18 protein-coding genes are annotated in these 22708 nt (G+C 74.6%); 7 read left to right on the top strand and 11 right to left on the bottom strand.

What is annotated here, in order from left to right; genetic code table 11:
• The first annotated feature begins 260 nt into the window (after positions 1 to 260).
• A complete protein-coding gene (locus AC6EXY_RS06035; RefSeq protein WP_101835602.1) occupies positions 261 to 632 on the top strand; it encodes a protealysin inhibitor emfourin in 372 nt (123 codons plus the stop codon).
• A 324-nt stretch (positions 633 to 956) separates the two neighbouring features.
• Positions 957 to 2171 carry an RtcB family protein gene (locus tag AC6EXY_RS06030; protein WP_101835604.1) on the top strand — a complete coding sequence of 405 codons (1215 nt, stop codon included), beginning with the start codon at positions 957 to 959 and terminating at the stop codon, positions 2169 to 2171.
• Positions 2172 to 2293: 122 nt separating this feature from the next.
• Here AC6EXY_RS06030 and AC6EXY_RS06025 read toward each other — a convergent pair whose 3' ends face one another.
• From AC6EXY_RS06025 to AC6EXY_RS06005, 5 genes are all read right to left on the bottom strand, one after another.
• Complete coding sequence (locus tag AC6EXY_RS06025) at positions 2294 to 2557, bottom strand: UBP-type zinc finger domain-containing protein (protein ID WP_101835606.1); 264 nt, start codon at positions 2555 to 2557, stop codon at positions 2294 to 2296.
• Positions 2558 to 2647: 90 nt separating this feature from the next.
• A complete protein-coding gene (locus AC6EXY_RS06020) occupies positions 2648 to 3280 on the bottom strand; it encodes a methylated-DNA--[protein]-cysteine S-methyltransferase (RefSeq protein ID WP_101835608.1) in 633 nt (210 codons plus the stop codon).
• Positions 3277 to 4887: a DNA-3-methyladenine glycosylase 2 family protein gene (locus AC6EXY_RS06015; RefSeq protein ID WP_499817713.1), complete on the bottom strand. Its 1611-nt coding sequence runs from the start codon at positions 4885 to 4887 to the stop codon at positions 3277 to 3279. Before AC6EXY_RS06015 ends, AC6EXY_RS06020 begins: the two co-directional genes overlap by 4 nt.
• 127 nt (positions 4888 to 5014) lie before the next feature.
• On the bottom strand, positions 5015 to 5704 hold the full coding sequence (locus AC6EXY_RS06010) for a GNAT family N-acetyltransferase (RefSeq protein ID WP_101835612.1): 690 nt from the start codon (positions 5702 to 5704) through the stop codon (positions 5015 to 5017).
• Between the two features lie 80 nt (positions 5705 to 5784).
• Positions 5785 to 6747 carry an NAD-dependent protein deacetylase gene (locus tag AC6EXY_RS06005; RefSeq protein ID WP_499817714.1) on the bottom strand — a complete coding sequence of 321 codons (963 nt, stop codon included), beginning with the start codon at positions 6745 to 6747 and terminating at the stop codon, positions 5785 to 5787.
• Between the two features lie 201 nt (positions 6748 to 6948).
• On the opposite strand from AC6EXY_RS06005, the gene AC6EXY_RS06000 reads away from it, so the two are divergent.
• Positions 6949 to 7281: a HypC/HybG/HupF family hydrogenase formation chaperone gene (locus AC6EXY_RS06000; RefSeq protein ID WP_115538036.1), complete on the top strand. Its 333-nt coding sequence runs from the start codon at positions 6949 to 6951 to the stop codon at positions 7279 to 7281.
• Positions 7282 to 7463: 182 nt separating this feature from the next.
• Positions 7464 to 8612 carry a hypothetical protein gene (locus AC6EXY_RS05995; RefSeq protein ID WP_101835617.1) on the top strand — a complete coding sequence of 383 codons (1149 nt, stop codon included), beginning with the start codon at positions 7464 to 7466 and terminating at the stop codon, positions 8610 to 8612.
• Positions 8613 to 8646: 34 nt separating this feature from the next.
• On the opposite strand, the gene AC6EXY_RS05990 is transcribed toward AC6EXY_RS05995, so the two are convergent.
• Positions 8647 to 9957, bottom strand: coding sequence for a YhjD/YihY/BrkB family envelope integrity protein (locus AC6EXY_RS05990; protein ID WP_499817715.1), 1311 nt, complete (start codon positions 9955 to 9957; stop codon positions 8647 to 8649).
• Between the two features lie 389 nt (positions 9958 to 10346).
• On the opposite strand from AC6EXY_RS05990, the gene AC6EXY_RS05985 reads away from it, so the two are divergent.
• Positions 10347 to 11159 (top strand): CHRD domain-containing protein, encoded by an 813-nt coding sequence (locus AC6EXY_RS05985; RefSeq protein WP_101835619.1) that lies wholly within the window; start codon positions 10347 to 10349, stop codon positions 11157 to 11159.
• Here the strand turns inward: AC6EXY_RS05985 and AC6EXY_RS05980 are convergent.
• Positions 11090 to 12760, bottom strand: coding sequence for an NAD(P)/FAD-dependent oxidoreductase (locus AC6EXY_RS05980; protein ID WP_423748168.1), 1671 nt, complete (start codon positions 12758 to 12760; stop codon positions 11090 to 11092). The genes AC6EXY_RS05985 and AC6EXY_RS05980 overlap by 70 nt on opposite strands.
• A gap of 315 nt (positions 12761 to 13075) precedes the next feature.
• Here AC6EXY_RS05980 and AC6EXY_RS05975 point away from each other — a divergent pair, with 315 nt between their 5' ends.
• Together AC6EXY_RS05975 and AC6EXY_RS05970 are read left to right on the top strand one after the other, a co-directional pair.
• A complete protein-coding gene (locus tag AC6EXY_RS05975) occupies positions 13076 to 13759 on the top strand; it encodes a copper resistance CopC family protein (RefSeq protein WP_243408088.1) in 684 nt (227 codons plus the stop codon).
• A gap of 3 nt (positions 13760 to 13762) precedes the next feature.
• Positions 13763 to 16348, top strand: coding sequence for a bifunctional copper resistance protein CopD/cytochrome c oxidase assembly protein (locus AC6EXY_RS05970; RefSeq protein ID WP_499817716.1), 2586 nt, complete (start codon positions 13763 to 13765; stop codon positions 16346 to 16348).
• 64 nt (positions 16349 to 16412) lie between these two features.
• On the opposite strand, the gene AC6EXY_RS05965 is transcribed toward AC6EXY_RS05970, so the two are convergent.
• From AC6EXY_RS05965 to mftR, 4 genes are all read right to left on the bottom strand, one after another.
• Entirely contained in the window at positions 16413 to 19076 is a 2664-nt protein-coding gene (locus AC6EXY_RS05965; RefSeq protein ID WP_499817717.1) for a cation-translocating P-type ATPase, read from the bottom strand.
• A 157-nt stretch (positions 19077 to 19233) separates the two neighbouring features.
• Entirely contained in the window at positions 19234 to 20202 is a 969-nt protein-coding gene (locus tag AC6EXY_RS05960) for an undecaprenyl-diphosphate phosphatase (RefSeq protein WP_499817718.1), read from the bottom strand.
• 302 nt (positions 20203 to 20504) lie between these two features.
• Complete coding sequence (locus AC6EXY_RS05955; protein ID WP_499818164.1) at positions 20505 to 20981, bottom strand: hypothetical protein; 477 nt, start codon at positions 20979 to 20981, stop codon at positions 20505 to 20507.
• 1093 nt (positions 20982 to 22074) lie between these two features.
• Positions 22075 to 22638 (bottom strand): mycofactocin system transcriptional regulator MftR, encoded by a 564-nt coding sequence (gene mftR, locus AC6EXY_RS05950; protein WP_499818168.1) that lies wholly within the window; start codon positions 22636 to 22638, stop codon positions 22075 to 22077.
• Between the last annotated feature and the right edge of the window lie 70 nt (positions 22639 to 22708).

The following is a 22708-nucleotide window of genomic DNA, read 5'->3' as shown; positions in this document are numbered from 1 at the left end:
TGAACCGAAGGAAAACTGGGAGCAGGCTTGGACGGGCGGCGGGTAAGGCGGACATTTCCGTTGTCCACGCGGACCGCCCACTCGAAGAATTCGACACTCTCGGTCCGCCATCCGCCACCGGTGGTTACCCGCGTCCTGGCGGGTTCCGGGGCACACCACGACCTCGCGAGACCCGGGCACCCCGCAGCCCGACCCCGCCGCCGCGGGCCGAACCCACCCACCGCCCCCGGTGCCGGCGCGCCGGGGCGCACAATGGCGCCATGACCGGTGATCCGGGACGCGTCCGTGTGGTGCTGGAACGATCAGGTGGCCTGCTCGGGCGCCCGACGCGGCGTGGCCTGGACACCGACGAGCTTCCCGAGGCGGCGGCGGCGCGGCTGCGGGAGCTCGTCGCGGTGGTGCTGCGGGACGAGGACGGCCGGCCCGCGACCGCGGGCGGAGTCGGCGCTCCCGCCACACCCAGGCCAGGAGCAGGAGGAGCGGACCGTTTCGTCTACCACCTCGAGGTCGATCACGCGGGCCGGCGGACCGTGCGCACCGTCACCGAACCGGTCCCCGAGCCGCTGAGGCCCTTGCTCGACCTGTTGCGCACCGCCCCCCGCCTGCCACCACCCGGACTCCGGCAGCGCTGAGACGCCCGGCCGGTGGCCGCACCCCCTCGCGCCTCCCCCACCGGGGCCCGGCGACGGGACGTCCTCGCCGCCGCACCGAAATAATTCATTCGCTCGGCTGGGGGGGGATCGGGCATCCTGATCGAGGCCGCCGACCCGGTTGATTCGCCCCAAGTAGGTCCGGCAGTATCCGGACGACCAGGATCCGGAAAGCGTGGCACGGCCCAGCGGGGAAATCCGGCCGGATGATGTGGCCACATGGCGGAGTGACCGTCGTGGAATCGCCATCCGGACATGTGCCGCCGGCGCCGTTCGAGAATGTTCCCTACTGGAGGGAGGAATCAGATGAGCCCCGTCGCGACGCTCGGCGCGGCCGCGCATCCGATCTGGCTGTGGACCCGGCCCGAGGAGGTCGAGAGCGCCGCGCTGGACCAGCTGCGCAACGTCGCGTCCCTGCCCTACGTCCACCATCACGTCGCGGTGATGCCGGACGTGCACCTCGGCTACGGCGCCACGGTGGGCTCCGTCATCGCGCTGCGCGACGCTGTCTCGCCGGCCGCGGTCGGCGTCGACATCGGCTGCGGGATGGCGGCGGCGCGCACCAACCTCACCGCCGAGGACCTGCCGGACGACCTGGGCGGCCTGCGCGCGGCGCTGGAGGCGGCGGTCCCGGTCGGGATGGCCCGCCATCCCCAGCCGACGACCCGCGCCCGCCGCCAGGCGGACCTGTGGAACGCGTTCGACCAGCTGCATCCCCGCGTCGCCGGCCGGCTGGAACGGGCGATGGCGCAGCTGGGCACGCTCGGGTCCGGGAACCACTTCCTCGAGGTCTGCCTGGACACCGACGACGCCGTCTGGATCATGCTGCACTCCGGGTCCCGCAACATCGGCAAGGAGCTCGCGGAGGCACACATCGCCGTCGCCCGCACGCTCGAGCACAACGCCGGCCTGCCCGACCGCGACCTGGCCGTGTTCCTCGCCGGCACCCCGCAGATGCGGGCCTACCGCCATGACCTTGACTGGGCCCAGTCCTACGCCCAGCGCAACCGCGACGCGATGCTCGCCGCCGCGGTGGAGGCACTGCGCACCCTGCTGCCCGACCTGCGGGTGCCCACGCCGCCGCGCCACGGTCCGTACGCGGGCGATCGTGGCTTCGCGCTCGTCAACTGCCATCACAACTATGTCGCCGAGGAGCATCACTTCGGGGCGGACGTCCTGGTCACCCGCAAGGGGGCCATCTCCGCCCGGGACGGCGAATTCGGCATCATCCCGGGTTCGATGGGCACACGTTCCTACCTGGTCCGCGGCCGCGGTAATCCGGACTCGTTCCATTCCGCCAGCCACGGGGCGGGCCGCACTATGAGCCGTAACCGGGCCCGGCGCACCTTCACGGTGGCGGACCTGGCCGACCAGACGCGTGGGGTCGAATGCCGCAAGGACCGCGGCGTGCTCGACGAGATCCCCGCCGCGTACAAGGACATCGACGCGGTCCTCGCCGCCCAGGAGGACCTGGTCGAGATCGTCGCGGAGCTGCGCGCGGTGCTGTGTGTGAAGGGCTGACCCGCGGGTGGGGTCGCCGGGGTCATCACCAGGGCGACCCACCCGACACCGGCCCGCGCGCAGGTCCTGGACGTGGCCCTGTACGACGTGCCCTGTACAACGTGGGCCTGTACGACGTGGGCCTATACGTAGGCCTGGTCGACGTAGCACCAGCGCCAGGCCTCGCCCGGTTCGAAGGAGCGCACGATCGGATGGCCGTGCCGGGCGGCGTGGGCGCTGGCATGCCGTGCCGGCGACGAGTCGCAGCATCCGACGTTGCCGCAGGTCAGGCACAGTCGCAGATGCACCCAGCGGCCGCCGTCGCGCAGACACTCGCCGCAGCCCTGCGGCGTGAGCGGCTCGACGTCGCGGATGTCGGACAGGTGCGGATCCTGTGTGGTGGTCATCGGCAGCTCCGATCGTCGCCCGGTCCGGCCCTGCCCCACGCGCCCGCGGCCGACCCGTGCGGGGCGGGCGGGTTCGGGGGCCGAGGTCGACTATGCCCGGTCAGCGGCCTCGCGTACCGCGGTGCCGCGCGATGCGGTGCGGCGCGTACGGGTGATCCGGGCCGCCCACGCCACCGCCGGCGGCGCATCGGGAACGGGCCGGGCGGGGACGCGCTCCAAGGCCGGCGTGCGGGCGCCCTCATGGCGCAGCAGGAACTCCTTGCGGTCGAGCCCGGCGGCGAAGCCGCGCAGCGCGCCGTCGGCACCGATCACCCGGTGGCAGGGCCGGATCAGCAGCAGCGGATTCGCGCCGACGGCGGTACCAACCGCCCGCGCGTCGCGCCGGCCGGCACCCATCCGCGCGGCGAGCGCGCCGTAGCTGATCGTCGTGCCGTACGGGATCGCCTCCAGCTCCCGCCACACCCGTTCCTGGAACGGCGACCCGTGGCTGCGCAGCGTCAGGCGGAACTCCCGCAGCTCGCCGGCGAAGTACCGGTCAAGCTGGCGGACCACCTCGGCGAAGGGCTCCCGCGCCCGCTGCCAGTGCGCCGCCGGCGCCACCGCGCCCCGCTGGCGGGTCATGCTCAGCGAGGTGAGCGCCACGCCGTCGGCGCCATCGCCCGAGTCGGTGCCTGCCAGCAGCAGCTCGCCCAGCGGGCTGGGCATCGTCGTGTAAAGCGTCATCGAACGGTCTCCTCTCCCGTACCGTGCCCCGGAACCGGATCGCCATCACGAGTGCTGTCGGGGTACGCGGCCACCACGCGAGGGCCGCGCCCGCCCGCGCCCCCGGTCCACAGATGCTGCGTGCCATAGCTGCGCCACGGTGACCAGCCGCTCGTGTCGCGCAGGTCGATGCCGCGACCGCGGGCCGCCACGCGCAGCGCGGCGTCGCCGACGGGCAGAACGTCAGGATCACCGAGCGCGCGCATCCGCACGTACGCCGCCGTCCACGGGCCGATGCCGCGCACCGCGCGCAGCGCCCGGTCGGCCGCGTCACGGTCCACCCCGACGTCGAGGGTGACCCGGCCGCCGGCGAGCGCCGCGGACAGCCGTCGTAGCGTGTCGCGGCGAGCCCCCGGCATCCCCAGAGCGCTCAGGTCCGCGTCCGCGAGAACGGCGACCTCCGGAAACAGGTGGGTCAGCCCGCCGTCCGCCGCGGGCAGCGGTTCGCCGTGGGCGGCGACGAGCGCCGCGCCCAGGCGACGGGCCGCGGCCAGCGAGACCTGCTGGCCGAGCACCGCTCGCACGGCCAGCTCATGAGGGTCGACGGCGCCAGGGGTGCGCAGCCCCGGCCTGGCGGCCACGAGCGGGGCCAGGGCGGGAACGGCGCGCAGCCGCTCGGCGACGGCGTGCGGGTCGGCGTCAAGGTCGAACAGCCGCCGCACCCGGGCCACGGCCGCGGTGAGGTCACGCGGGTCGGACAGGACGAGGCGGCAGCGCAGTGTCCCGTTCGCGGTCCCGTTCGCGCCACCGCCGCCGGCATCGCCACCGCCGGCGTCCACCGACGACTCGTCCACCTCGGCGATGGCATGCCCGCGGGCCAGCCGCAGGGTCCGCCGGTAGCGGCGCCGGCCCGGCTCGCCGACGATCTCCTCGGCACCGGCCAGCGCGCGGCGGTCCAGATGGTCGAACAGGTCTCCGATCGCCAGCGGCGGCCGATAGCCCAGCCGGACGACGAGCCCCGTCCGCTCGGGCCCCTCACCGTGATCCGGCTGGCGACCCTCGCGCGGCACGGCCCGGGTGTCACGCAGCTCCCGCGGCGTCGCCGCGTAGACCATGCGGATGGTGTCGTTGAACTGGCGCACGCTCGCGAACCCTGCGGCGAACGCGACGTCGGTGGCCGACAGCTCGGAGGTCTGCAGCAGCAGCCGCGCGGCGTGCGCCCGCTGCGCCCGGGCCAGGGCGAGGGGGCCCGCGCCCACCTCCGCCGTGAGATGGCGGTGCAGCTGCCGGGAGCTGTAGCCCAGTCGGGCGGCGAGCCCGCCGACACCCTCCCGGTCGACGACGCCGTCACCGATCAGCCGCATCGCCCGGCCGACGACGTCCGCCCGCACGTTCCACTGGGCGCATCCCGGCACGGTGTCGGGCCGGCAGCGCCGGCACGCCCGGAAGCCGGCGCGGTGGGCCGCGGCGGCCGTCGGGAAGAAGCGGATGTGTTCCGGCCTGGGACGCACGGCCGGGCAGCTCGGTCGGCAGTAGATGCCGGTGGTGGTGACCGCGAAGTAGAAGGTTCCGTCGAACCGGGCGTCCCTGCTGGCCACCGCGTCGAAACGGCCCTGCTCCGTCGTCATGTCCCCACTGTCGACGCCGGCCGGGCGCCGCGCTGGCGGGAATCGGACATCGATGCCGCGCCCGCCGTGGTGGCCGGGCGCGGTGGCCTCCGTCCGGCCCGGGGAGCGACGGGAGCGACGGGAGCGGTCAAGTCAGGGTCCGGCGCAGGACCACGAAGTACAGGTCGGGTCGCAGCGGCTCCCCGAACCTTCGGTCGTTGTACGGGAACGGTCGGGTCCGGGAGGTCGACAGGTAGCCGCGGCGGCGATACCAGTCGATCAGCTCGCCGCGCTGGGCGATGACCAGCAGTTCCATCCAACCGGCCCCCCAGGTGGTCACCGCGTGTCGCTCGGCGGTTCCCAGCAGCGCGGCGCCGACGCCCCCGCTCTGGCGGGTGGGTCGCACCGCGAACATGCCGAAGTAGGCCCCCACCGCCGCGGTTTCGGGCGCATCCCGGCCAGTGTCACGCCTGGCTCCGACGCCCGGATCACCCTGCTGGCCGCCCGCATCTCCCGTCTGGGCCCCTGGATCGCCCGAGCGGGCCGGATGGTCCGCCGGCGCGAGTCGGCGCTCCACGTGGCAGCAGCCCACCAGGGCGCCGGTGTCCTCCACCGCGAGCAGGACCGTGCTGTGCGGGTCGGTCAGGGCGGTGCGCACCTCGGCCGCGCTGGTGCGCTGCCCAGCGACGAGGTCCGCCTCGGTGGTCCACCCCGCCCGGCTGGGCTCCCCCCGATAGGCGGACTCGACGAGCTCGACGACCGCGGCGACGTCGGCCGCCGAGTCGGTGGCGGCGCGAAAGGCCAGATCGCCGGGGGGACGGGAGGAGACCGGTCGCATCGTCCTATCCTCACAGCCCGGCTGGTCACTCCCCTGTTCGGGCGGGCAGGGGGAGGTGTGATCCGGACGTCGGACGCGGATCAGGACGGCGGACCGTCGGTGCTGGCGGACGCGACCGAGGCGGCAGTCCCAGCGGAATCGGCAGGACCGGCAGAACCGGCAGGACCGGCAGGACCGGCAGGGGCCACCTTCCTGGCCGACGCGGCCGATCCCGTGAGCACGGCGGCGAGCCGCGGGAGGGTGAGGCCAAGGGGGGCGTCGACGCGCACCGCGGCCCGCGCGTCGCCACGGGTGGGCCCCTGGTTGACGATCGCGACGGGAATGCCGAGCTCGGCGGCACGCAGGACGAACCGATAGCCGGACATCACCGTCAGCGACGAGCCGAGGATGAGCAGGGCCCTGGCACTCTCGACCAGTCCCATCGCGCGCGCCACGCGGGGCCGGGGCACCGTGGCGCCGAAGAACACCACGTCCGGCTCCAGACGATCGCCGCCGCAGGCCAGACAGCCGACCATGACGAACCCGGCGATCGTTTCCTCCGCCAGCGTGACATCACCATCGGGGTTGGTGGGGGCACCGCCGACGTGGTAGTCCGGATTGGCCCGCCGCAACCGGCTGTCGAGCTCGTGGCGCGGGCTGACCAGGCCACAGTCCGGGCACATCACGCGGGAGAGGCTCCCGTGCAGGTCGATCACCTGTCGGGAGCCGGCCCGCTGGTGCAGACCGTCGACATTCTGGGTGACCACTGCGGTCACGAGCCCGGCCTGCTCCAGGCGAGCCACCGCACGGTGGGCCGCGTTCGGCTCCGCGCGGGCGACCTGCCGCCAGCCGGCGTGGCTGCGGGCCCAGTAGCGGTGGTGGGCGCCCGGCTGGCGGGTGAACTCCTGGTAGGTCATCGGTGTGTGCCGGCGCAGGGCCCCGTTCGGGCCTCGATAGTCCGGAATCCCGGAGTCCGTGGAGATCCCGGCTCCGCTGACGACGGTCACTCCGCCGGGCGCGACCAGGGTGCACAGCCGCTCGACGCTCTCGTCGTCCGCCGTCATGCCGATGCCCACCCCACCCATGGTGCCCGATGGGGCACACCGGCGTCGGTGGCGGAATCGGACCCGCCGGCCGCGGGTGTCCCCCGATTCACCCCGGGACGCCGAGACACGCAGCGTGCACGGCCATCCGTCCTCCGGTGGTGTGCTCCCCCGCGTGGTCGTACGGTTGCCCGAGAGGTCCGACCTGGGGGTGAGGATCGGATGGAAACGACAGTAGGCCGCGCTCGGCAACGGACCGAGCAGCGCCGGCAGCGACGGATTCGGCAGAGCGGGACGGCCGCCGAGCGGCTGCGCGCCTGGGAGGCGGCGACGGCCGCGACGCACGCGGAACCCGCGGCGCCCCTGTGCGCAGCCGCGGGGCTTCTCTCGGGGCCATGGGACGTGTTCGAGGCGGAGGTCGTGCGCCTCCTTCCCGGCGACCACGCGCTGGTCCGTGCGGCCGCGGGTACGCAGGAGATCAGCCTCGTGCTCGTGGCGGCACAGCCGGGTGACACGGTGCTGATCCACGCGGGGACCGCCGTCGGCGTCCTGTGAGGCCCGGCCCACGCCGTCGCTCTGCCGGACAGACCGCCCGGGAGGTTCACCGGCCGTGCGCGTCCGGGCGTGGCTGGCCCGATCGGACGGGGCGTCGAGCCGGCCGGGCGAACGGGCCGCCTGATCCCCTGGGGCCGACCGCCATCCGGATGTCCCGGCGGACCCGACGGAGAGGAGCTGCGATGAGAACCACAGGGACGTCGCTGAACCGGGCGGTCACGATCGCGGACGCGACCGTCTACCGGGCGCGTGCGGTCGACACGAGCGGTGTGGTCGCGGCCGAGGCGGGCCGGGGCCCCGGGGTTCTGATGCCCGCGGCGTACGCCGCCCGCCACCCGTGGGAACGGGCATACGCCCACGCGGAGTGCCTGCTGGCCGCGGACGTCGACGCGGTGGTGCACGTCCGCGCACGCTGGCTGCAGCTGACCAGCCTGGCCGGGCTGCCGTCCCCGCCGCCCGTCCTGCACCATGCCGCCGGGCCGCGGCCCGTCCGCCATGGCCTCGGCGACGCCCGACGCGCACCGGGCATCCCGCCCGACGCCACCACCCCGACGGGCACGGACGACCCGCTGGTCGCCTTCGGCCAGCCGGGTGACGGCGAGACATGGGGAGACGATGCCGGCACCCGGCCCGCTGGCCGGCGCGTGAAGTTCCTGGCGCGCGAGGTCGAGCGGGACGTCGTCGTCGCGGACCTGCTGGCCGCGCGCCCACAGCCGCTGCCTGGGCCAGCCGCCGGCTGGTCGCGCGGCTGGCTGCCGCACCCGAGCGCCGCCCGGCCAAGCCCGTGGGAACCGGTCCGCACCCCCGGATCGGGCCATGGTCGCGGCGACGCGGCCTCGCACACCGTGACGCTGCACGCCCCACCCGGCCGCAGCGTGCGGGAGATCGCGGCAGGCGAGGAACGGACGAGAGTCGCCTGGGACACCTGGTCGGGACGGGGTGAGCTGCGGCTGAGCGCCGGCGTCGAGCGCGGCGCTCCTGGCCTGATCCGACTGCGGGTCGAGCTGGTCAACACCTCCGGCTGGCAGCCGCGCATGGACGCGGTCGAATGGACGGCCGCCGCCACGCAGCCCGCCGCCCGACAGCGGGCCCTGCGGCACGCTCTTGTGGGCGCGCACGTGGTTCTCAGCGGCGATCCGGGGGAGGCCCGCTTCCTCTCCCTCGCCGCCCCGCCCGACTGGGCCAGCGCCCTCGCCCGCACCTGCGTCAACGACGGTCTGTGGCCGGCCCTGATCGGCGGTCACCGCACCGGCGGCACCGTGCTGATCGCCCCGATCCGGCTACCCGACGACCCGGATCCGCGACCGCGCTCGGTCGACCCCGCCACCTGAGTGGCCCGACGACGGCCGTCCGCGTCGTGCTCGCTCACCCGTCCGTGGGCGCGGCCTCGGGAAGCGCACCGCCGGCACGCGGGGCGATGTCGTCTACGGGCGGGAACACCCCCGGCGGGGACACCACCGGCGAGGACACCACCAGCGGGGCCTCGGCCGACGAGGGCTGAGCCGACGAGGGCTGAGCCGACGAGGGCTGAGCCGACGTGGGCTGAGCCGACGAGGGCTGAGCCGACGTGGGCTGAGCCGACGGCGCCTCGGCCGGAGCGGGCCCAGCCGGGTCGACCTCCCGCTCCGGTTGGGCGCGCGCGGGTGCGGGCTGGTCGGGGACGGGTGGTGACGAGGGCTGGCTGGTGAAGGTGACATCGACCCGCTGGAAGCTCTTGAACTGCTCGGCCTGGGCATAGGAGGTGTAGGCCCGCCGGTCCGAATCGGTGAGGTCGACGTCGTCGACGAAGGGCGTCAGCAGCGCCCGGGGGTACAGGCGGCCCGCCCGCACCGCGTTGATCTCCATGCCCACCACGACCACGACCGAGAGGAAGTACAACCAGGTCATCAGGCCGAGGACCAGCCCGAACAGGCCATACACCTGGGTCGAGCCCTTGAGCTGGTGGGCGATGTAGTAGCTGCCGAGGGTCTGGACGGCCTGCCACCCGACCGCGGCGAACACGGCACCCGGCAGGTTCTCCCGCACCCGGCCGGATCGGGCCGTCAGCACGGTGAACGCCGCGAGGATCAGTCCCGCGTTGCCGGCGGTGGAGATCGCGACCGCGAGGACCTGGAACCCGGCGGCGAGCCGGCCGAAGGCGGACGCGCCGGTGGTGACGGTGGACAGCACCGTGGTCATCACCACGCCGAGCCCGAGCAGGCCGATGAGACTGAGACTGCGCACGCGGGCGAAGAACGGGTTGGGCCGTGACCGGCGCGGCACCGCCCAGGCGGTGTCCAGCGCGTTGCCGATCGCCCGGGCCACCCCCAGGCTGCCGTACACGGCGCCGAGCACCCCGATGGCGACGGCGGCGCCGCTGCCTCTGAGGGCCTGCACGTCGTCGCGCAGCTGATCGCCGATGATCGGGAACTGGCTGAGCGCGGAACTGACGACCTGCTCCTGCAGATGGTGGTGTCCGTGCAGCACGAAGCCCAGCCCGGTGGTCAGGAGCAGCAACAGCGGGAACAGGGACAGGAACGCGTAGAACGTGATGAGGGCGGCGAGGTAGCCGCCCTGGTCGTCGCCGAACTTGTACAGCACCGCGATGACGAAGCCGATGCCACGGTGTCGGCGCTGCGCCCGGTCCATCCGGCCGCCGAGCGCCATGCCGCGCCTCCCCCACCCGTCGGTCGACACGTGCTCTCCCCCGCTCGGGCCGGTCTCACACTCGCGGACCAGCCGAGGCCTGGGCCGATCGCCGGCCCATCATCGCGTTGACGGATCCGGTCCCATGCCCTTGGCTGAGAGCGCCACGCTACGCAGCGCCCACATCGCGATGCGCAGCCAGGACGGATGAGATCGGCGACCGACTGCTCCGGACGGGCCATCCACCACCGCCGATGAGACGACCGACCCGTCGGCGACCGATTCTGCCGACACCTGCACAACGTCATCCAAGGATGACATCCGGGTCCGTCATCGACGGCTACCAGGCAGTGACACCAACCCGACAGCCGCGATGGCTCCACCCCTGACGCCCGTGGGCGCCGAGGGCAGGCGGCGATCATTGGAACAGGAGACTGCGGATGCGCTCCGGTCCTCGTACGACCATCCCGCGGGCGGTTCTCTGCGGCATCGGCGCGGGACTGCTTCCCCTCGCCCTCATCCCCGTCCTCACCAGCGTCCACGCGGCCGCCCCGGCGAGCCTGACCGCGACCGTCGCGGCGGCGCAGCCGGCTGGCGCGCCACATCCCGCCCGGCCTGGCGGGGCGGCGACCGCGTCGGCCGCCGACGGCGCCGACGTGGGCGCGCCCGCGTACCTGCACGCCGAGATCGGCCCGGTCAACCACTCGGGGGCGCGCGGCAGCGCCACCGCCGTCCTGCGCGCAGACGTGCTGCACATCCGGATCGTCACGCACGGCCTCGCCCCCGGGCTGGCTCATGCCCAGCACCTCCACATCGGGGCCAGCCACACCTGCCCTGGTCCCGATGCGACCGGCGGCGGGGTCGACGGCCAGGTCCGCTCGGCGGACGCGAAGAAGACGGTCGGGCCCATCGCGGTATCCCTGACGACCCGCGGCGACACGAGTCCGGACAGCTCCTACGCGCTGGACCGCTTCCCTGTCGGCGACGCCGGCTACGAGCGGGCCATCACCCTCACGCCACGGATCGCCGCCCAGCTGCGCGCGGGCGACGGAGTCATCGAACAGCACGGCGTCGACCCCGATCGCGACGGCCGCTACGGCGGCGGTGCCCGCAGCGACGTCGATCCCCGTCTGCCGCAGGAGGCCTCGAACACCGCCGCCTGCGGCAGGCTGCTCCGCGTCGCCTATCCGGTCCCGGTCGGCGGGGCAGCGGCGGGCGCGGGCTGGGCGGCGGGCGCCGGCGGAGCCGCCTGAGTCCCGCGGTCGGCGACGGTGCCGCAGGCTGTGTCCCGCGCGGCGGCATCCTCCGGCCGACTCGTACCTTCGTGCGGGGGCGGCGTCATGGCGGCGGGCTCCTGCCCGCCCGGCGCGCGACCGCCGGGGTAGACGCTGGTCTCCTCGGCGGTCGCGATGCCCGGACGCTGGCCGCGGGCGAAGCCGAGCTGCACGATCTGATGGGGGATGACCAGGTCCAGGATCCAGTCGGTCAGGACCCTCGCCCGGTTGGAACCGTTGTTGAGGGCGTACGCGTGGTAGGCGCGGGTCACAGCCACGGCGGGCAGGCCGTGCAGGGTCAGTCCCAGGGGGTTGGCCACCGCGTCACGTCCGCCGAGGTCGACCACGAAGCCGAGGTCGTGATGCCGGTAGGGACGGATGGTGCCATGGCCCAGTGAGGCGGCCACGTTGCGCGCGGCCACCCCGGCCTGGCGGACCGCGTGCTGGGCGGTCTGCCCGGCCGGCGCGCCCGCTCGGGTCAGGTCCGGGACGGCCGCCGCATCGCCGAGCGCGAACAGTCCGTCCACCCCCGCGACCCGGAAGAACTCGTCCACGACGAGCCGGCCGTGGACGGTGGGCAACCCGAGCGTCGCCATCAGCGGACTGGGGTCGACGCCCGCGCACCACACCACCGTGCGGGTCTCGATCGTCTCCTCGTCGCGGTCCGCGTCGCCTGCCCCCCGCAGGCGGACGGTGCGCTCGCCGACCTCGGTCACCGCCGTGCGCAGCCGGATCTCCACGCCGCGCTCGGCGAGCACCCGCGCCGCCCGCCGTCCCAGCGCGGGTGCGAGCTCATGCAGGATCGCGGGGGCGTGGTCGACGAGGACCCATCGGATCTCCTCCGCGCGCAGCCGCGGGTAGTTGGCCGCGGCGCGCCGGGTGAACCGGGTCATCTGCGCCACGAGCTCGGTGCCCGTGTAGCCGCCGCCGACGACCACGAACGTGCACAGCGCGCGCCGCTGCGCGCCGTCGGGCGCGGCATCCGCCGTCTCCAGCTGCCGCAGAACATGATCACGTAGGTAGACGGCCTGCGTCAGGTTCTTCAGCCCGATCGCGTGCGCACGCACCCCGGGGATGTCGAAGGTGCGGGTGATCGAGCCGGGCGCCAGCACGAGCCGGTCCCAGCCGAGTACGGTCAACGTTCCGTCGTTGCCACGGACCGTCACCGTATGCCACTCGGTGTCCACCGCCACGGCATGGCCCAGCCGCAGCACCGTGCGCCGAAGCGCCCCGCGGGTCGCCACGGCCAGATGCCGCGGCTCCACCGAACTCGCACAGACCTGGGGCATCAGCGACGTGTAAGGCAGGTGATCCACCGGGGAGACGACCGTGAGCCGCGCGGCATCGGCGGGCAGCAATCCCTCCAGCCGCCGAAGCAGCCGCAGGCCGGCGAACCCGCTGCCCACGACCACCACCCTCGGCACCTGCCCGCCGCCCGCGGCGCCGCCTGCGCCTCCACCGCCGTCACGACCATCACCCGCACCATCGGCGCCGACACGTGACACGTCCACGGGCGCGGCACCGCGCCGTGCGGTCACCGACCGGACGATTCGGCGTACGGACGCCGGCGTCGGGGGCATCGGCACGGTGCACCTCCGTTGAGCCACATGAGCACTGCGGATCGGACCGATCGTGGCGGGTACCCACCGCGATGCGGCGCGGACCGGCCGCCCGCCTACGGCTGCCTGCCCGGTGATCTGCACGGGCAATCGCGCGGCCGAGAACGGGGCATCAGTCAGCACCCACCCGCACCCGGGATCTTGATCATGAGCGCGCCTCGACGTCAACACCGTTGATTATCTTGTAACTCCAGCCGAGAACCCTCATGGAGCCCCCGATCAGATCCCGCCGGACGGCAGCCGGGGCGGCTTTCTACGGCGCGTAGAATTTTGCGGGTGCGACGACAGGTCCAGGCGCCGGCCGGGCGCCCCCGTCCCGGACGGCGGCGCCTCCCCGTCGCCGCCATCGGCTTCCTTACCGCGGTCCTGCCGGGCCTGCTGCTGCTCCTGGCCGCGCCCGCGTCGGCCCACTCCCGTCTGGTGGCAACCTCACCGACCGCGGACGAGGCGGTGTCGACAGCGCCCGCCGACATCGTGCTCACCTTCAACGAGGCGGTGTCCGCCCAGTACACGCACGTCGCCGTGACCCGCGGCGACGGGAGCAGCGTGGCCAGCGGGGCCACCGCCGTCGAGGGCACCACGGTCCGCCAGCCACTCGCCCCCCTCGGCGACGGCCGGTACACGGTGGCCTATCGGGCGGTGTCGGCCGACGGCCATCCCATCGGCGGCACGTTCGCGTTCACGGTCGCGGGCGCCACTGCGCCGGCGGTGCCCAGCACCGCCGGCGCCCAGGGCACCACACCGGGTGGCACCCCCTCCTCCAGCGGCGCCACCACGACGCCCTCCGCCGGCACCACCGCACCCGGTGCCGCCGCCACCACGCTGGGCACCGCCGCCAGCGGGAGCGGCGACGGAAATGGAGGCTGGTGGATCCTGGTGACCGTCCTCGTCGTCCTCGCCGCTGCGGCGGGCGGCACCGTCCTCGCCGTCGCCCGGCGACGTCACACCGGAGCACGCTGAGCCATGGACGACTCTCCCCCCTCGGCCCGTCCGCCCGCGCCCACGGCATCCGACGGCGGCCAGGCGCCGGAGCCTGTCACCGGCGGCGCCGCGCCCGAGCCCGCCGTCGCCGGAACCTCCAGCCCCGGGACCTCCGATGCCGGGACCTCCGACGCTGGGACCTCCGACGCCCGACCTGTCACGGCGGCGGGAGCGGCCGGGGCCGCCCCGAGTGCACAGCGCCGGGCGGCGCCGGGGACGTGGCTGGCCGCCGTGGTCGCGGGCTTCGTCGTCCTCGCGCTGGTCGTCGGGTTCGGTCCGGGCCCGCTGCGGCTGCCCGGGCTGCCCTCGTCCGGGACCTTCACCTACTGGGCGCTGCCCTGCGCCCGGCTGCTTGGCCGGGTCGCCTCCGTGGCGACCCTCGGCTGGCTCCTGACCGCCGCCGTCCTGCTGCCGGCCCGCCGCCGGCCCGCACCCGCCGCCGAGACCTCCCCCGCCAGCTCCACTCCGGCGGGCACCACGGACACCACGGACACCACGGGCGCGGCACCGGCGGGCATCGCGGGCACGGACAACGCCTCCACGCGCACCTCCGGCACCGCTGACGAGACGGCCCCGACCGCGTCCGTGCGCGACGCGGGCGCGCGGGCGGTCCACCGGGGGCCTGGCAGCCGGGACCTGACCTTCACCGCGCGCCGATGTGGGCGCCACGCCGCCAACGCCGCACTGGTGTGGCTGGCGGCGACCCTCGCCGAGCTGGTGTTCACACTGTCGGACGTCTCCGCACGCCCGGCGGGCGAGGTGCTGGACACCCACGCGCTGCGCTCGTTCGTCTCGTCGACGTCCCAGGGCCGCGCGCTGCTCACGGTCGCCGCACTCGCCGCCGTCGTCGCGATCGTGGGGCGCACCGTGACGACGACCACGGCCGCCGGCGCGCTGCTCGTCGTCGCCGCCGCGGGCCTGATGCCCCCGGTGTTCGCCGGGCACGCGTCGGAGTCCGGTGACCACGCGGTCGCCGTGGTGGCGCTCGCGGTGCACGTCCTCGCCGCCTCGGCCTGGATCGGCGGGCTGGTCGGTCTGCTGACCGCGGTGCGGCTGCCGGTGGGCTCGTTCGGCGCGGCGCTGCGCCGTCACAGCCGCTTCGCGGCCGGTGCCGCCGCCCTGACCGCGGCCAGCGGGATCGGCAGCGCCGCGCTGCGCCTCGGCGGGCTGACGCCCCTGTGGGAGACCCGCTACGGGCTGCTCGTGATACTCAAGGCCGCTGGTCTGATCGCGGCCGTCGTCCTCGGCGGACTGCTGCGCCGCCGGGTCGTCGACCGTCTGGTCCCGCCGCCCGCCCCGGCCGGCGGGACCACCGTCCCGGCCGGTGCGACCGGCGCGGCGGGCACGGTCGGGGTGGTGGGACGGTTCGTGCGGCTGGCGGGCGTGGAGCTCATGGTGCTCACGGCGACGCTCGGGCTCGCGGTGGGCCTGTCCCGTACCGCGCCACCGGTCGACGACGCGCTCGTACCGGACGATCCCACGCGCGCGCTGCTGGGTTACCCGATGCCGCCGGCGGTCACCGCGGCGCGCCTGGCCATCGACTGGCACATCGACTGGGTGTTCCTGTCCGCCTCGGTGCTCGCCGCCGGCCTCTACCTGGCCGGCGTGCTCCGACTGACCCGCCGCGGCGACCGCTGGCCGCTGGGGCGCACCATCGCCTTCCTGGCCGGCCTGGTCATCGTGGTGGCCACGACCTGCAGTGGCCTGGGCCGTTACGGCCCCGTCCTGCTCAGCGTGCACATGGCCCAGCACATGCTGCTGAACATGGTGGCACCCCTCCCCCTCGTCCTCGGCGCGCCGGTGACGCTGGCGCTGCGGGCGTTGCGACCAGCACGGGCGCCGCACCGCACCGGCCCACGGGAGTGGCTGGTCGCGGGGCTGCACTCGTGGCCGGTGCGGTTCCTGACCCATCCGATGGTCGTCACGATCAACTTCGCCGGCGGCCTGTACGTGCTGTATCTGACGTCGCTGCTGACGACGCTCATGCGCAACCACCTCGGTCATCTGTACATGAACGTCCACTTCCTGGCCGTCGGCTTGCTGTTCTTCGAGCTGATCGTCGGGATCGACCCGTTGCCGCGCCGGCTGCCGCACCCGGGGCGGATCCTGATGCTGCTGGCCGTCGTGCCCTTCCACACCTTCCTGGGTCTGACGATCATGAGCACGTCGACGCTGCTGGGATCCGGCTGGTACGACCGGCTCGTGCGGCCCTGGGGGGTGAGCCCGCTCAGCGACCAGCACACGGCGGGCGGCATCGCCTGGTCGTTCGGGGAGCTGCCGACATTCACCGTGCTGTTGGTGCTGGTCGCCCAGTGGGCCCGCATGGATGAGCGGCGCAGCCGGGCCCGGGAGCGGCGTATCTCCGCCGCCGGTGACGTGGACGCGGAACTCGACGCGTACAACGCCTATCTCGCCCGGCTGAACGACGGCCCCCGCCGTCGCACCGCGGCCTCGTCGGCGAGCGGCGCCCCCTCCGGACCCTCCCGGTCCTGCGCGGAGGGCACGACGACGCTGCCGCCCCGGCCCCGCGAGGCACCCGACGACGGCGGCACTCCGACCGCACGCTGACCGCCCCGGCACGTGCCGCTCTCCGAGGGGTGGTCCGCAGAGCGGTCAGATCGCGGGGGCGGGTTCAGGCGCCGAGTCCCGACGCCTTCTCGCGCACGACGGCCCTGGGCGCTGCCTCGGCATCCGACAGGCCGGCGGCGGGCGACAGGCCGGCGGCGGGTACCTCGGTGCTCGGCCGCCCAGCGTCGGAGGCCGAGGTGGGGCCGCCCGCGGGCAGGGTACGGACGTGGCTGCGGGGCGCCGTCAGCCGGCGGGCCGCGCCGGAGTGGTCTCCTTCCCCGCCGGCCAGCAGGCGCCCGGCCACCAGCCAGACGAGTTCGAGCAGCACCGCCGCCACGGCCGCGATGCCGACCGCCGTCCACGGCCCGGTGGTGCCGACCAGCGACAGCTGGAAGAAGTCCTGGGCGAACGGGACGACCAGGACGAGCGCGAAGGCGCCGGCCATGGTCAGTACCAGCGCCACACGCCACCAGGTGTAGGGCCGGGCGACGATCGCCAGCGCCCATAGCGCGACGAGGAACAGGGTGAGGGTCGCCATCGACGTCTCGGCGTCGAGATCGTCGTAGATCGAGCGGGCGACCAGGTAGGAGACCATGGTCGCGGCGCCGGCGAGGATGCCCGCGGGCAGGGCGAAGCGTAGTACGCGGCTGACGAAGTCCGGGCGGGCCCGCTCCGCGTTCGGCGCGAGCGCCAGGAAGAACGCCGGGATGCCGATCGTCAGCGATCCCAGCAGGGTCAGGTGCCGCGGCAGGAACGGATAGGGCACCCGGGTGATGACGACGAGCACGGCGAGCAGCACCGAGTAGACGGTCTTGGTGAGGAACAGGTTCGCGACCCGCTCGATGTTGCCGATGACGCGCCGGCCCTCGGCGACGACGGACGGCAGCGTCGCGAAGCTGTTGTCGAGCAGGACGATCTGGGCGACACCGCGGGTCGCCTGGCTGCCCGCGCCCATGGCGACGCCGATGTCGGCGTCCTTGAGAGCGAGGACGTCGTTGACACCGTCGCCGGTCATGGCGACCGTGTGCCCGCGTGACTGCAGCGCCCCGACCATGTCCCGCTTCTGCGCCGGGGTGACGCGACCGAACACCGAGTGCGCCTCGAGGGCGTCGGCGAGCCCGGCACGGTCGGTCGGCAGCGTGCGGGCGTCGACGGGATTCTCCGCGCCGGGCAGGCCGAGGCTGCGCGCGACGGCCCCGACGGACACCGCGTTGTCCCCGGAGATCACCTTGGCCGCCACGTTCTGCTCGGCGAAGTACCGCAGCGTGTCGGCGGCGTCGGAGCGCAGCCGCTGGGCCAGCACCACCAACGCGAGGGGCGTGACGGTGTCGGGGACGCCCGCCGGGTCTGCCAGGGCGTTGTCCAGCGCGGCGGACGAGCGCCCGAGCAGCAGGACCCGCAGGCCCCGCTCGCCGTAGGCGTCGGCCTCGCCGAGCACCTCGTGGCCGGCGGGCAGCAGCACGTCCGGTGCGCCGAGCAGCCACGTCGCCTCGGTGCCGGTGGGGTCGGCGAGTCTCGCCCCGCTCCACTTGCGGGCCGAGGAGAACGGGGCGTCGGCGCGCGCGGCCCAGCCGGGCGGCGCTGGGCAGGCCTCGATGATCGCACTCATGCTGGGATTGGGCCGGCCGTCGGCGGCGCCGAGCGCGCCGAGCACGTCGCGGGCCAGCGTCCGCGTGTCGCCACCGTCGTCGGCGGCGACGACCCGCAGCTCGGCGACGTCCATCGCCGCCTCGGTGAGCGTCCCGGTCTTGTCCAGGCAGACGACGTCGACGCGGGCGAGCCCCTCGATCGCCGGAAGTTCCTGGACCAGGCACTGGCGGCGGCCGAGGCGGACGACACCGACGGCGAAGGCGACCGAGGTGAGCAGCACCAGCCCCTCGGGCACCATCGGCACGAGTCCCGCGACCATGCGGCGGATGCCCTCGGGCAGGTCGTCGCCACTGACCACGATCTGGCTGATGATCAGCGCGATCCCGGTCGGGATGATCATCCAGGTGACGACACGCAGGATCGTGCTGATGCCGGTGCGCAGCTCGGAGCGCACGAGGGTGAACCGGCTGGCCTCCTCGGCGAGCTGCGCGGCGTAGGCCGCCCGGCCGACCCGGGTGGCGCGGAAGGCGCCCGTGCCGGCGACGACGAAGCTGCCCGACATCACCTGGTCGCCGGGCTGCTTGTGGACCGGGTCCGCCTCGCCGGTGAGCAGCGACTCGTCGACCTCGAGGTGCTCGGCCTGGACGACCTCACCGTCGACCGGTATACGGTCGCCGGGGCCGAGCTCGAGGATGTCGTCGAGGACGATCTCGGCGGCCGGGATCTCGGCGGGGACGCCGTCGCGGCGCACCATGGGTCGGCTCTCCCCGACGACGGCGAGCCGGTCCAGAGTCCGCTTGGCGCGCAGCTCCTGGAACATCCCCACCAGCGTGTTGGCAATGATCACCCCGCCGAACAGGGCGTCCTGCAGGGGGCCGACGGTGAGCACGAGGATCAGCAGGACGCCGATGATGGCGTTGATCCGGGTGAAGATGTTCGCCCGGGCGATCTCGCCGAACGAGCGGCTGGAGCGGGTCGGCACGTCGTTGACCCGGCCGTCGGCGATCCGCTCGGCGACCTCGGCGGCCGTCAGGCCCACCGCCGGCGCGGGCGGTCGGGACTGCGCTTCGACGGCGGCCTCCCGGGCGGATCCCTGTTCCGGGGACGGTCGCGCTCCCGCGACCTCTGGCCGATCCATCGTGTCCTCCCGCTCGTGCCCCGACACGTGTCCCCCGCGTCCCCGCGCCTCACGGGTCACCACGCGCTCCACACCGCGCGTGCCGTACCCCGCACGTCGCATGAAGGTGTCAACCCACCGTAGTCGACAGGCCCGGCGCCGGTCCGCCCGCGGGGGTTCAGTCGACCTCGGCGCCCGACCGCGCGTCGAGGGCACCGGCGGCAAGCAGGGCCAACAGGAGCAGTCCCAGCCCGACCCGGTACGCGACGAACGGCGCGAAGCTGCGGGTGGTGATGTAGCGCAGGAACCAGGCGATCGCCGCGTACCCGGTGAGGAACGCCACCACCGTGGCGACCAGCGTCGGCCCCCAGGCGACCTCCGCGTCGGCGCCGCTGACCGCCACTGCGGCCCCGGCGGACCCGTCCGGGCCAGTGGCCGAGGGCGCACCGTGCGCGGCCTCGGCGCCGGCGTCCCGCGGACCGCCGATGTTGCGCAGTTCGAACAGGCCCGAGGCGAGCACCGCTGGCATCGCCAGCAGGAACGAGTAGCGGGCCGCTGCCTCCCGGGTGTAGCCGAGCAGCAGGCCTCCGCTGATCGTGGCCCCGGACCGGGACACTCCCGGGATCAGGGCCGCCGACTGGGCCAGGCCGTAGAGCACACCGTCGCGGACCGACAGGTCCGTGAGGGTCTTGCGCCGGCGCGGTACCGCGTGGCGCCCGGCCGGCCAGCCGCGGCTCGCGTACCAGTCGGCGCCGCCGAGGATCAGTCCGAGCGTGATCAGCGTCGCCGCGATCAGGCGCAGGTCACGGAACGGTCCCTCGATCGCCTCCTGCAGCGTCACGCCGAGCAGGCCGATGGGGATCGTGCCGAGCAGGACCAGCCAGCCGATGCGGGCGTCGGGATCCGCGCGAGCCTCGCGGCGGGTGATCGAGGCGACCCAGGCCCGCAGGATGCGGGCGATGTCGCGGCGGAAGTAGATCAGCACGGCGGCCTCGGTGCCGATCTGGGTGACCGCGGTGAAGGCCGCGCCGGGATCGTCCCAGCCGGCGAGCGCGGCGGTGACCCGCAGATGCGCGCTGGAGGACACCGGCAGGAACTCGGTGAGCCCCTGCACCAGGCCCAGAACCGTCCCCTTCAGGTAGTTCATCGAGCCCGGCCGGCGACCGGGTCAGCCTGGCCGTCGCCGCCCGCCGGCCGTACCCGACCCCGCCCCGCGCTCACCGGCCACCCGCTGCCCACACACCCCTGCACTCGCCCCACGCTAGCGGAGCGCGCTCCCCGCTCCGTGGGCGGGGCCAGGGCGGGCGGGCATCGACCGGCCCCGCGGGTATCGCCGTCTCGCGGGCGCCGCCGTCTCGCGGGCGCCGGCGGGCCGCGGCAGGCGCGGCGCGGCCGACACGCGCCGACGCGGCCGTCGGCGGGCACCACGCGCGGCCGCGCCGTCCCCGCTCAGGTCCGGCGGCCGTGCCCGTTCGTGACCGATCCCACCCGACCGGCACCGCGGTGACCGGTGCCGGCGCGGGGAGCACCGCGCCGCCCGCCCGCGCCGCGCGGACCGCCTGCGGGCTCCAGCTGCAGGACTCGACGCCACAGTCCGAGCGGGCCGAGCTCGCTGGGCACCGCCGCGGTGATCTCGACAGCCAGGTCGTCCTCGTCGACACGGGCGGACGCCCTGCCTCGCGCCCGTCCGGCCACCGCACGCCCGGCGGCGCGGTGCCGGATGTCACGGCGGCCGGACCCGGCCTGGTCGGCGATGTAGGTACCGGCGGCGACCGCCAGGGCGACCGGCCACTCGATCAGCTCGATCGCGGCCAGGGTTCCCAGCCCCAGGTAGTAGGCGCTACGACGGGCAGTGGGCAGGGCGACGGGGCCGATGCGCAGCGCGCCGGGAGCCGGCGGCGGGCTGACCTCGAAACGAGCGGTCACGAAGGGTAGGCGCAGCGTCGCGGACCGGATGTCCGCGGGGCCGAGGGATCCTGGCCGCGACGAGGCCGCGCGCCGGGCCGGCGTGGATACCGCCCCCGGCGAGGTCGCCGCCCCCGAGGGAGTTCCCGACGTCGAGGAGGAGGCCCGTCTGGACGCGGAGGCCGATGTCGCGGCGCCTGCTCTGGTGGCGCCGGCCCTCGAGGCACCTGTCCTCGACGCGGATGTCCTCGACGCGGATGTCCTCGACGTCGCCGTCCCTCCGGCGCGGGTTGACCCGGTCGTGGTGCGCGTCGCGCCCGCTCCAGCGCTGCCCGTGGCGGCGCGGCTCGTGCTCGCCCGCGTGGCCGGCGATCGCGTCGTCGCCGCGGACGCCGCCGCCGCGCCCGTCGCGGCTCTGGCCGCCTTCGCCGTGCCCGCCTTCGCCGTGCCTGTCCTGCTCGTGCCTGTCCTGCTCGCGGTCGCTTTCACGGCGCCGGCGCTCGTGCCACGGGCCGCGGTGGCCTTGGCGGCGTTCGACTTCACGGCGCCTCGCCCGGCCGCGTCCCCACCCGCGGCGGCCTGCCGTGCCGCACCCGTCACCCGGGCGGTGGCGGCAGTGGATCGCGTCGAGGTGGAACCGCCGGATCCCGCCGAGGCGCCCGACCTGGTGGTGGTGGGGATGGCGCGGGCTGATCCCGCGGTGCCTGCCGTCGAGGACGAACTTGTCGCGCCCGCGGCGTTCGGACTCCCGTCAGCCGGCGCGACAGTGCCGGGTGACGCGGGCGCTCCGCCGATCACCGAGGAGCCGTTGCGGGTGGCGCCGGTCCCGCCGGCGGCCGGCGTCCCCGACGTGCCGTCCCGGCCTGGTCCCCCCGGTGGGGGTGGCGCCGCGGGCGACACGAACGTGGGGCTGACCAAGGCCCCGCCGACGGTCCCGCGCAGGCCGACGCCGTTCGGTCGGGCGCCGTTCGGTTCGGCGCCGTTCCTGGAGCTCGTGCTTGCCATGGAGCGCTTCCTCCCACCAGCCAGCCAGAGACTACTAAAAGTCATCGGTTCGCTTCGATGGGTGCACAGCCTGGCAGCTGGCGGGCCTTCGCGCTACCGCACGCGGCAATCAGTTGGACGCTTGGTCCGCCGCGAGCCGCCGACCGCCATGCCGATCCGCGACGGCGAAACCGACATGAAGCATCCTGATCGCCTCATCCAGGATGGCGACAAGGTCGGCGCCGTCGGCCTTGAGCCACTGCTCGTAGGCGCTCACCGCCACCCCGAGGTGCGCGGCCGCAACCGCCTGCGGCAGCAGCGCGGCCGTGGGCTGCGCCGTCCGGTGCGCGACGAACTCGGCGACGACCGCGCGCCAGCTCGCGAAACGCAGCGTCGAATGCGCCTGCAGGGCCGGCGTGCGCAGGATCAGCGTCATGCGGCGACGCAGCCAGGCGCCTTCGGCGGACGGATAGGTGTTGAAGTCAAGAATCGCCCGGCGCAGCGCGGTCAGCATCGGTTCGTCCGCCGAGGCGGCGGCGAGTGCCGAGCGCATGACCTCGAGGTGCGCGTCGAAGTTTCCCCAGGCGAGATCGTTCTTGGACGCGAAATACCGGAAGACGGTGCGCCGGCCTATGCCCGCCTCGCGGGCGATGTCGTCGACCGTCGTCTCCTCAAAACCTCGCTCGGTGAACATCCGCAACGCCAGGTGCTCGAGTTCTGACGCGCTGGTGGCGGGCCGGCGACCCGAACGCCGACCGTCCACG

It is taken from the genome of Frankia sp. RB5 (assembly GCF_059816245.1).
This window is presented reverse-complemented; position numbering and strand designations above follow the sequence as displayed.

What these genes read in the sequence shown, in the direction of transcription:
- AC6EXY_RS06035 (WP_101835602.1), top strand. Translation starts at nt 261, where the DNA reads ATGACCGGTGATCCGGGACGCGTCCGTGTGGTGCTGGAACGATCAGGT.
- AC6EXY_RS06030 (WP_101835604.1), top strand. Translation starts at nt 957, where the DNA reads ATGAGCCCCGTCGCGACGCTCGGCGCGGCCGCGCATCCGATCTGGCTG.
- AC6EXY_RS06025 (WP_101835606.1), bottom strand. Translation starts at nt 2,557, where the DNA reads ATGACCACCACACAGGATCCGCACCTGTCCGACATCCGCGACGTCGAG.
- AC6EXY_RS06020 (WP_101835608.1), bottom strand. Translation starts at nt 3,280, where the DNA reads ATGACGCTTTACACGACGATGCCCAGCCCGCTGGGCGAGCTGCTGCTG.
- AC6EXY_RS06015 (WP_499817713.1), bottom strand. Translation starts at nt 4,887, where the DNA reads ATGACGACGGAGCAGGGCCGTTTCGACGCGGTGGCCAGCAGGGACGCC.
- AC6EXY_RS06010 (WP_101835612.1), bottom strand. Translation starts at nt 5,704, where the DNA reads ATGCGACCGGTCTCCTCCCGTCCCCCCGGCGATCTGGCCTTTCGCGCC.
- AC6EXY_RS06005 (WP_499817714.1), bottom strand. Translation starts at nt 6,747, where the DNA reads ATGACGGCGGACGACGAGAGCGTCGAGCGGCTGTGCACCCTGGTCGCG.
- AC6EXY_RS06000 (WP_115538036.1), top strand. Translation starts at nt 6,949, where the DNA reads ATGGAAACGACAGTAGGCCGCGCTCGGCAACGGACCGAGCAGCGCCGG.
- AC6EXY_RS05995 (WP_101835617.1), top strand. Translation starts at nt 7,464, where the DNA reads ATGAGAACCACAGGGACGTCGCTGAACCGGGCGGTCACGATCGCGGAC.
- AC6EXY_RS05985 (WP_101835619.1), top strand. Translation starts at nt 10,347, where the DNA reads ATGCGCTCCGGTCCTCGTACGACCATCCCGCGGGCGGTTCTCTGCGGC.
- AC6EXY_RS05980 (WP_423748168.1), bottom strand. Translation starts at nt 12,760, where the DNA reads ATGCCCCCGACGCCGGCGTCCGTACGCCGAATCGTCCGGTCGGTGACC.
- AC6EXY_RS05970 (WP_499817716.1), top strand. Translation starts at nt 13,763, where the DNA reads ATGGACGACTCTCCCCCCTCGGCCCGTCCGCCCGCGCCCACGGCATCC.
- AC6EXY_RS05965 (WP_499817717.1), bottom strand. Translation starts at nt 19,076, where the DNA reads ATGGATCGGCCAGAGGTCGCGGGAGCGCGACCGTCCCCGGAACAGGGA.
- AC6EXY_RS05960 (WP_499817718.1), bottom strand. Translation starts at nt 20,202, where the DNA reads ATGAACTACCTGAAGGGGACGGTTCTGGGCCTGGTGCAGGGGCTCACC.
- mftR (WP_499818168.1), bottom strand. Translation starts at nt 22,638, where the DNA reads ATGTTCACCGAGCGAGGTTTTGAGGAGACGACGGTCGACGACATCGCC.